Below are 9,203 nucleotides of genomic sequence, written 5' to 3'. Positions count from 1 at the left end.
AGTTTTCAGTTTGCGGTTTTCTGTTTTCAGTTGGCTACTAGTCGCAGAAATCTTGCGAAGTAAAATAGGGTAGTACGTATAGAACTGCAAACTGAAAATCGCAAACTGAAAACTATCATGGTTGCTCGCGTTTTAATTACCGATGCGGCGAAAGCCATTATTGATCAACTGCGGGAAGAGCATGGTGAGCTATTGTTTCACCAGAGCGGCGGCTGTTGTGATGGATCTTCGCCGATGTGTTTTCCAATAAACGATTTCAAGATTGGCAGTCACGATGTATTACTGGGACGCGTACACGGCTGCGATTTTTACATGAGTGACTTTCAGTTTGAATACTGGCAACATACGCAATTAACGCTGGACGTAGTACCGGGACGCGGGGCTAGTTTTTCGGCGGAAATTCCGTTAGGCGTAAGGTTTCTGATTCGTTCGCGACTTTTTACGGAAGAGGAGTTGCAAAATCTGGAACCTGTTTCCGTTGGTGGAGCGGTATAAATGCTTCATCAACGTCCGCTAGAGCTTCGGGTGAAAACCCGGAGCTCTTTTTTTATGCTGAATTGATGAATAAAAGCCAGTACGTTTACTCCAGCGTACCCGTGAGCGTTGCCAGATGACTTTGATCAAAGGCAGACAATGCCTTTTTGTTCCATTGGGCCATGTATGCTTCACTGAACTCGTTGGCCTGTGATGGCGTGGAAAAAAATTCAGGCTTTAAATGACCGACCAATTCTTTGAGTAAGGCTTTCTGCTCAGTAGTAGCTTCGGGCAGAGTCGCGTAATGATTGAACTTTCGAACCCAGAAGTAATAGCGTTCTGCCGAATTTAAGGTAGTGAGATAAAACTTCTTTCTAGCTGGAAGGCTTCTCAGCGATAGCATCTGATTGAGTTTCGATTCATCGATAGTCGACTGAAGATGAGTTATATACTGATCAGAAGTTTCTTCATGAAGCGTATTTTTGAATGAGATCTTAGAGTTGTACTGAGAACAGCCTAATGGTAGTAGCGTAAGTGAAGAGAGGAGGATATAAAAACCTTTTTTCATAAGAGAGATCAGGGGATGAGCTTGCAATTGCTTCTATCTATTTTGAACAATTTTACTTAATTTAATCAAAAGTTTATAATATTTTTTTGTTACTTTTTAATAGCGATTTAGCTTGTTGAATAATCTTCAGGGTTTTACTTTCATTCTAACGAACGAACAGATTCAAATAAAGATATTAGATAATAATAAAAGAATCACAGTAAATAAAGCTAACTCTATAGGTGAGAATCGATTGTGTATGGAAGATAAATACAAAAGGCTCAGGGTTACCTATCCTGAGCCTTTTGTATTGTTTAAGCACCAATTAATTGAACCCTACACCGAAGCAGGTTCAAGAGCTAGAATGTGTCCGATGATCCGGGCCGAAGCTTCCTGGGCGAAATCAAGTCCAGAATAATCGGGATTGTACCCACCCATGTACGGAACGGCCATATTGAAGATACGATCGCTAGCTACGCCCTGCGGATCGACGATCTGAAAATCATCGGTGATGGTAATGCCGGGCACTTGCATATAGTAGGTGCCCTGGCTATCCTGACTGACGGTTTTCGGATTTTCATCCATCGCTTCTTTCCCCGCCTGAGCCGATTGAAACGCCAGACGGGCCTGACTGACACACTTCGCCTGCTTCAAACTTTCAAAAGGAAACGAATCCACGTTCAAGTGCGGTTGTCCGACACAATCAACGTACGTTGTGTAGGTCTGTGATTGGGGCTTTCCGGCTTCGTCCGTGTACTGGTAACGAATGCCTCCTTCGGGTTGAGGCTCTACTTCACTGTCTGAACCTACGGCAATCAGACTAAGCCGACCTGCGTCGTGCAACGCCAGTAATTCTTCAGCCGAGCTTTGGGGCACGAAGGCAATCACCAGCGAAATCAACGGCATCAGTACTTTCGTTAAACGATGCATATCTTCCGCCGAGAAATACTTGGCGGGATAGTTTAGCGAGAAACTCAGAGCCGCCAGCATCTCCTTCCAATAGATCGACTCGCGATGCCGAATGGATTGAGCCGCTTCCTGATATTCCGCCCGGAATAAATCAAACGGATCGGTTTGTTCGCGTTGGGCCATCATGGTTTCTACGAACGCTTCCAGCTTCATATCCTTAATCTGGTCGTAAAAGTCGGGGTCTTTGGTTTTAAAGGATTGCTTGAAGTTTTCATCAAAGACAAAATCCAGCGACAAAAAGCCCTCGTTGCTGACCCGATTGGCAGCAATCGCTGCTTCGTCCATCAATGCATCGCGGGTTACCAGCGGCTCTTCCAGGTGGAAGCGAATGGCTGGTAAAAAACCATCCCGGGAATGAAGCACCATCCGAAAATCAGGAGCATCACTTTCAAAAACGACTTTACCTGCTTCGTTACGACGGAAGGTACCATTGGCACGGGCCAGGGTACGGAGGGCATCAATAGCCGTGAGCGAAGCCCCGCGTAGAGCAATCGTCTGGTTATAAACGCCTCGAAGTTTAGCGGGCGGATAGGGTGAATCGAAGTAGCCCGGAATTTTTCCTTCGTGCGATTTAGGCCAGTCGTGACCCGTACAAATAATTACCGCATCGAACGAAAAGCGATCCTTTTCATTGACTTCCACCGATACGCGTTGCTGATCGGGCTCATCGATAATATCCGTGACTGAACTTCCCAGATGAACGTTGGTGATGATACCCAGTTGCCGGGCCTTCTCCTGCAATAGGGAAAACTGGTCGGAAAGGTACTGTCCAAACAGTAATCGTGGCAATACGCGATAGGAGTGAAAGTTCTGGCGATCAATCCCAAACCTTTGCAGGGTTTCTTCGGGTAAGGTTTGAATCCACTCTCGCACGGAAGTGACCAACGGTGGAATTTCGTTACCGGAAACATTGGTAATATGTTCAACATTCGCCCCTTCTGAACTATAAGGCATACCAGCCCCCAACTGCTGTTTGCTTTCAAAGATGTCAATCGTTACATCTGTGGGGTGTCCTTCGACCAATTGTTTGTAAACGTATAGTCCACTGGGTCCAGCCCCCAGAATGGCGATGTGTTTTTTCACAGCTTCAACAAATGAGTTAGATCTATTCTATACGTTATTAACAAATTTCAACGCCTAGTGTTCTGAATAATAAAATTTAGCTGATAATCAGGGAATAAACAGTAGTCGTAGAAAGATAATAGGATAATTACGAATCCGTTTTGGCTAAGATACTAAAGGAATCTTTAGTGATTAAATGGAACGGTATGGTATAAACGTTTAAAATTGATTTGTGTTAAAACGTTACCAGGGAAGGATCGGAATTTTAAAAAAGTCTGCCGAATCGGGCACCAGAAAGGGTGCGTACTGAAACGAGGCTTCTTTTCTGCTATCTGGAAGACCCTACAAGGGCCGTTGCAGACTCCAGTCCAGGTAACATTGATTGATTTCCCGGCGGGAGGTGAGCCGAATTTTAGGAAGTTCCGCCTGATTGAATAGTTGCGTGTATCGCTTCCGATTTTTAGGCGTAACAACCAAAATATGGTGAAGCATTGCCCACTTAATACTATCCTGCCCACCTGCTAGATTGCCAGGTCTGTTGGATTGAAAAAGAGTACGGTAGAAGTAGCGGACCAGGCTAGTTGAGGTAGAGACATCTAATAAGATCAGCCCTGTAGCCCGTTGAAACCGCTGCGGCATACAACCGGTATAGTTGCCATCCATTATCCAGCGATCACCCGCGATAGCTGTATCGTGCAAGGCAATAAATTCGTCGCGTGGACGTACCTGCCAGTTGGTATGGGGCCAATGATAAAACTGATCCAGGTGAATGACTTCCAGGTTACATTTCTGACCAATGGCCTGAGCAAGCGTAGACTTGCCGCTGTTGGAAGGCCCCAAAATGCAGATACGATCTCCGAGTTCTGAAAGATCCATAGCAAAAACGAATGAAGTGAGCGTCTGTAACGGTTAGATGAACTTTTGCTGGAAAACGTTACAACGCAGTGGATTCAATCCGGCTTAAAATCTCCAGGAAAATGGTTTCCAGCGGAATGAAATTCAGGCCCGTACCTGGGTTTTCCAAGGCCTGTCGAGCCTGATGGATGGGTACGAAACGCAGCTCGCTGATTTCTTCCGGCTGGGGCGTAAAAGCAGTAATCGGAAGTGAGGTTAGCCAGACAAAGACACCCGCGAACTCCCGGTCGTACAACTGGGTATGGACATCGAAGCCATCTATTTTCCAGACGTCAATGAAGTGTAATTCCGAAGAAGAAACGGGATACGAAAGCTCTTCGCGTACTTCCCGTAGGGCAGCCGTTCGGTAGTTTTCACCTGGTTGCAGATGACCGGCTATGGATACGTCCCACAGGTTGGCGAAAAGGTCTTTATCGGGATGGCGAAGATTGAGCAAGAGTTCCCGCTGATCATTAATCACCCATACTTCGGTGCTACGGTGCCAGTCTCCTTCGCGGTGTACGTCAGATCGGGGTTTGGTTTGCCAGCGGGGCAAATTCTGCTCCGTATAGAGTTCAAAATATTCCATGGTTTGGGGATAGAAGATTCCCCCAATATTCGGAAAAATCTGGCTTACATCACCAGAAAGTCCGTTCGAGTTTTAGCGACCATCGCTACCACGTGCGAAATGGCTTCGGCAATGTCTTCTTCAGTAGTATAACGTCCCAGACTAAACCGAACGGAGGCGTGAGCCAGGTCATCACTCAGACCCATGGCTTTCAGTACGTGGGAGGGAAGCACCGAAGCCGAGGTACAGGCCGAACCATTCGATACGGCGATACGAGTGAGATTAATCAACAACGCTTCGCCATCGACTGCTTCAAAAGCCAGATTACTTACCTGAGGCAGACGGGAGGTTCGGGAACCGTTCACCCGCGTACCCGGAATCTGTTGCAGCAGTTGAGTTTCGAGCTGATCCCGTAACGCGGCCAGTCGTTCCGCTTCCTGGGTTAGCGTCTGCTGAGCCAGTTCAGCGGCTTTACCCAGGCCGACAATGCCCGGTACGTTCAGCGTGCCGGAGCGGCGGCCCCGTTCGTGTCCACCACCGTGCATCTGAATACTCAGGGGTGTACCTTTCCGAACGTATAAGGCCCCGATACCTTTGGGACCGTACAACTTATGAGCCGACAGACTGAGTAAATCGATGCCTTCAACCGATACGGGTAGTTTACCCACGGCCTGCGTCGCATCGCTATGAAAGAGTACACCGCGTTCGTTACAAACACGGGCCAGTTCGCGGATGGACTGAATGACCCCCGTTTCATTATTGGCCCACATGACCGATACCAGAGCGGTGTCAGGGCGTAAGGCGTCGCTGACTTGCTGTGCCGTGATGAGTCCGTCAGTATCCGGAGCGAGGTACGTAACTTCGCCACCTAATTTTTCCAGATGCGTACAGACATCCAGTATTGCCTTGTGTTCGGTTTGTACCGTGATGAAATGTTTCTTCGAAGAGGCCTCGAATACGCCCGTCAGAGCCAGATTATTTGATTCAGTAGCTCCGCTCGTGAAAACGATTTCCTTTTCCGTGGCTCCCAGAATGCGGGCTACCTGACGGCGAGCGATTTCGACGGCTTCGGCGGCTTCCCAACCATAGAGGTGCGTCCGGCTGGCGGCATTGCCAAACTGCTCGGTGAACCAGGGAAGCATCGTTTCCAGCACCCGGGAATCAACGGGCGTAGTCGCGTTATAGTCGAGGTAAATCGGACGGTTCATAGCGATCGTTACCAAAAAAATCGCCCCAGCAGTACCGGGGCGATGCGTTGGTTAAGGGGTGTTTTAAACTTGTTTTTCGACTAAATCGGCGAGCAAATCAATGTACTGGGGACTGTTATTAAGACTTTCCACCAGTTGCCAGTGCTGACCACCGTTTTTCTCGAAAACTTCTTTGTATTCCTCACCGACTTCAATCGTCGTTTCCAGACAGTCGGCTACGAATGCGGGGCTAAAAGCCAGTACATTTTTCTTCCCTTCTTTCGCCAGTTTCACGACCATATCTTCCGTATACGGCTGAATCCAGGGCGTTTTACCGAGGCGGCTCTGGAAACTGGTCGCGTAGGTGCCTTCTTTCAGTCCCAGTTCCTGCACCAGCAATCGCGTCGTAGCGAAGCACTGGGCCCGGTAACAGTACTGATTACCGGAATGAAGACGGTCGCAGCAGTTATTCAACTGGCAGGTGGTACCCGTCGCATCTCCTTTCAGGATCTGCCGCTCCGGTACGCCATGGTAGCTGAACAGGAAGAAATCGTATTCCCGTTCCTGCATGTACTTTCGAGCGGCTCCGGCAAAAAACTCGACGAATTTCGGGTGATCGAAGAACGTATTGGTAAATGAGATTTCCGGAATCACCTGCCATTTACCCACAATGTCCATCACTTTTTCGTACACCGAACCCGTGGTGGCGGAGGCGTACTGCGGGAAAAAGGGAATGACGATAATTTTGCGTAAACCCGCTTTCTGAAACGAATCCAGTCCGGCCTGAATGCTGGGGTTTTGGTACCGCATGGCCAGTTCGACCACGTAATCAGAGCCAAGGCGTTGCTGCAAGAGGGCTTTCACATCTTCGCCGTAGAACTTCAGCGGTGAACCCCGTTCTTCCCATAATTCCTGGTACACTTTAGCCGACTTCGGTGCCCGAAAGGGGGCAATGATCAAATTGACTAAAGCCCAGCGATTGGCAGTCGGAATATCAATAACCCGGCCATCCATCAAAAACTCACGCAGGTATTTCCGCACGTCGGGTACGCTGGGGCTATCGGGCGTGCCGAGGTTGACCAGCAGGATACCGGTTTTAAGTTTCTGAGTAGTGGGGACGGACGTTACTTCTAACACTTGCATGGCTGAGGATCGACTAGTAAGGTCAATCTGTAAAATAAAACGAATGACGTTTGCTCGTAAGCTTTCAACCCAACAAAGGTCGGAAATGTTTCCCAAAGAGTGGGAATGCATTGGGTTAGTTTGAGTGTTTGATCGTTTAAGGTTTTAAGTTTGATTGTTTAAAGTTGAGCATCGGCGAGACTACGGGTTGTCAAAGATGTACCTGTATCAAACCTGAAACCATTCAAACATTCTCAAATCTTAAATTTGAACCTTTAAACACTTAAACTTGAAACCATCAAACCTAAAACCTTTTCAAACCTAAAACGATCAAACCCAACTCAAACCAACTACGCCGTCTCGTGCTTACGGGGCATGGCGGCTTCTACGTTTACGCCCAGTCCCTGAGCAATCCGCATACCCAGCCCGATGTCGGCCCGGAAGAAATGGCACAACTGGCGGTTGATGATTTCGTCCCGCCGAGGACCGTCTACACCACCGAGGGCACCGATAATCGTTTCTACCAAATGAGCTTTCTGCTCCTCGTCCAATACGTTGCGGTACAGGTTGCCCGGCTGTGTGTAGTGATCGTTTTCACCTTCGGCGTTGCGGTCGTACCAGTCAGCCACGTTGGAATCCAGTTCCCAGGCGGGTTCGCGGTAGGATTGATCAGCTACGGTGTTATCGAACGAATTGGGGAAGTAGTTGGGGTTACGTCCGCCATTACCATCCACCCGCATCTGACCATCGCGTTGGTAATTATTGGTGGCATAGGGACAACGGTTGACCGGAATTTGCTCGTAGTTGCCACCCAAACGGTACCGTTGGGCGTCCGGGTACGAGAGCAAACGGCCCTGTAACATTTTGTCGGGCGAATAGCCAATACCGTCAATCACGTGAGCGGGAGCAAAAGCAGCCTGTTCTACGTCCTGGAAGTAATTATTAGGGTTTTGATTCAGTTCAATTTCACCGACTTCAATGAGTGGGTAATCGGCGTGAGGCCATACTTTCGTCAGATCAAAGGGATTCCAGTGGTAGGTTCTCGACTCCGCTTCGGGCATAATCTGTACCATCATTTTCCACTTCGGGAAATCACCTTTGTCGATGTGTTGCAGCAAATCACGCTGGGCAAAATCCATATCTTTCGCCTTCATGGCATCCGCTTCGGCCGCCGTGAAGTTTTTGATGCCCTGCTGCGTGATGAAGTGGAATTTGACGTAGAATCGCTCATTCTCCTGGTTGATGAACGAAAACGTATGGCTACCAAAGCCATGCATGTGGCGGTATCCGTAAGGCGTTCCGCGATCGGACATCAGGATCATCACCTGATGCAACGACTCCGGATTGAGTGACCAGAAATCCCACATCATCGTGGCCGATTTCATGTTGGTATACGGATCGCGTTTCTGCGTATGAATGAAATCACTGAATTTCTTGGGATCCTTGATGAAGAATACGGGCGTATTATTACCGACTAAATCCCAGTTGCCATCTTCGGTATAGAATTTCAGGGCAAAGCCACGCGGATCGCGTTCCGTATCAGCGGAGCCTTTTTCGCCACCTACGGTCGAGAAACGCAAAAACAAATGCGTTTGCTTACCGATTTCACTGAACAGTTTGGCCCGGGTATATTTTGTAATATCGTTTGTAACAGTGAAGGTACCGAATGCTCCGGAGCCTTTGGCGTGTACCACGCGTTCGGGAATACGCTCCCGATTGAAGTGAGCCATTTTTTCGTGCAGAATGTAATCCTGCAATAACAGCGGGCCACGAGGACCTACACTTTGGCTATTTTCGTGTTCGGCGTAAGGACGGCCGGATGCAGTAGTTAGCTTGTTTTGTTCCATGGGGATAAAGGTTGCTTAATAAGAAAGAGTTGCTCTTTCGTAGAACCGGAACAAAAGTAGAAGTCTGATTTAAATAAGTAAAATCAATGTTTTTGATAAGTTATAATTAAAATTTATGTTACGGTTGGTAGTTGTTCATTATCAATGAATTGGAATAAAAGGTTTGCTTATTTGAGAAGCGATCGTTTCGTCATGTTGCATTCAGGGAACTTCATTATTCACCTAGACTGGACTTGGTCCATTAAACATGGCTGTTCGGTAGCCCGTAAGCCTCTACACCACTAACAACAGCCTACTCAAGGCCACCGCGTTGCGGCTGTTGTAGGTCGTTCCGCTGCTTACGGGCGGGAGGGATTTTCATCTATTAATAGGGATTGGTTACTGGTTTTAGCGAGTTAGTATAGTGGACGGCATAAAAACCGGGCCCCGTCCTATCGCGAAAAGCCGCCTGCTTCCTCGGCAATGCGGTGGCTTTGAGCAAGAGGAAGTAAGCGGCGTTCGTGCCGGCATGGAATGCATACGGACTAAAAGAC

8 protein-coding genes are annotated in these 9,203 nt (G+C 48.1%); 1 reads left to right on the top strand and 7 read right to left on the bottom strand.

Annotated features, from left to right (window positions below):
* Window positions 1–117: 117 nt before the first annotated feature.
* Window positions 118–495, top strand: coding sequence for a DUF779 domain-containing protein (locus BWI93_RS01790; RefSeq protein ID WP_094808457.1), 378 nt, complete (start codon window positions 118–120; stop codon window positions 493–495).
* An 85-nt stretch (window positions 496–580) separates the two neighbouring features.
* On the opposite strand, the gene BWI93_RS01785 is transcribed toward BWI93_RS01790, so the two are convergent.
* The 7 genes from BWI93_RS01785 to BWI93_RS01755 all read right to left on the bottom strand — a co-directional run bounded on the left by BWI93_RS01785 (window position 581) and on the right by BWI93_RS01755 (window position 8,670).
* The gene (locus BWI93_RS01785; protein WP_094808456.1) at window positions 581–1,042 is read right to left on the bottom strand and encodes a bacteriocin fulvocin C-related protein; all 462 of its coding nucleotides are present in this window, start codon (window positions 1,040–1,042) and stop codon (window positions 581–583) included.
* A gap of 315 nt (window positions 1,043–1,357) precedes the next feature.
* A complete protein-coding gene (locus tag BWI93_RS01780; protein ID WP_094808455.1) occupies window positions 1,358–3,073 on the bottom strand; it encodes an FAD/NAD(P)-binding protein in 1,716 nt (571 codons plus the stop codon).
* 321 nt (window positions 3,074–3,394) lie between these two features.
* The gene (locus BWI93_RS01775; RefSeq protein WP_094808454.1) at window positions 3,395–3,928 is read right to left on the bottom strand and encodes an AAA family ATPase; all 534 of its coding nucleotides are present in this window, start codon (window positions 3,926–3,928) and stop codon (window positions 3,395–3,397) included.
* Between the two features lie 58 nt (window positions 3,929–3,986).
* On the bottom strand, window positions 3,987–4,535 hold the full coding sequence (locus BWI93_RS01770; RefSeq protein ID WP_094808453.1) for an NUDIX domain-containing protein: 549 nt from the start codon (window positions 4,533–4,535) through the stop codon (window positions 3,987–3,989).
* 44 nt (window positions 4,536–4,579) lie between these two features.
* Window positions 4,580–5,722 carry a cysteine desulfurase family protein gene (locus tag BWI93_RS01765; RefSeq protein WP_094808459.1) on the bottom strand — a complete coding sequence of 381 codons (1,143 nt, stop codon included), beginning with the start codon at window positions 5,720–5,722 and terminating at the stop codon, window positions 4,580–4,582.
* 63 nt (window positions 5,723–5,785) lie between these two features.
* On the bottom strand, window positions 5,786–6,844 hold the full coding sequence (gene hemH, locus BWI93_RS01760) for a ferrochelatase (protein WP_094808458.1): 1,059 nt from the start codon (window positions 6,842–6,844) through the stop codon (window positions 5,786–5,788).
* 329 nt (window positions 6,845–7,173) lie between these two features.
* Window positions 7,174–8,670: a catalase gene (locus BWI93_RS01755; protein ID WP_094808452.1), complete on the bottom strand. Its 1,497-nt coding sequence runs from the start codon at window positions 8,668–8,670 to the stop codon at window positions 7,174–7,176.
* Window positions 8,671–9,203: the final 533 nt, after the last annotated feature.

The organism is Siphonobacter sp. BAB-5385 (assembly GCF_002261125.1).
GTDB lineage: Bacteria > Bacteroidota > Bacteroidia > Cytophagales > Spirosomataceae > Siphonobacter.
The sequence above is the reverse complement of the archived record's forward strand: the minus strand, read 5'-3'. Positions and strand labels throughout refer to the sequence as shown.

Excerpts from the sequence above, each read along its gene's own strand:
- BWI93_RS01775 (WP_094808454.1), bottom strand. The coding sequence starts at position 3,928 with ATGGATCTTTCAGAACTCGGAGATCGTATCTGCATTTTGGGGCCTTCC.
- hemH (WP_094808458.1), bottom strand. The coding sequence starts at position 6,844 with ATGCAAGTGTTAGAAGTAACGTCCGTCCCCACTACTCAGAAACTTAAA.
- BWI93_RS01790 (WP_094808457.1), top strand. The coding sequence starts at position 118 with ATGGTTGCTCGCGTTTTAATTACCGATGCGGCGAAAGCCATTATTGAT.
- BWI93_RS01765 (WP_094808459.1), bottom strand. The coding sequence starts at position 5,722 with ATGAACCGTCCGATTTACCTCGACTATAACGCGACTACGCCCGTTGAT.
- BWI93_RS01770 (WP_094808453.1), bottom strand. The coding sequence starts at position 4,535 with ATGGAATATTTTGAACTCTATACGGAGCAGAATTTGCCCCGCTGGCAA.
- BWI93_RS01755 (WP_094808452.1), bottom strand. The coding sequence starts at position 8,670 with ATGGAACAAAACAAGCTAACTACTGCATCCGGCCGTCCTTACGCCGAA.
- BWI93_RS01785 (WP_094808456.1), bottom strand. The coding sequence starts at position 1,042 with ATGAAAAAAGGTTTTTATATCCTCCTCTCTTCACTTACGCTACTACCA.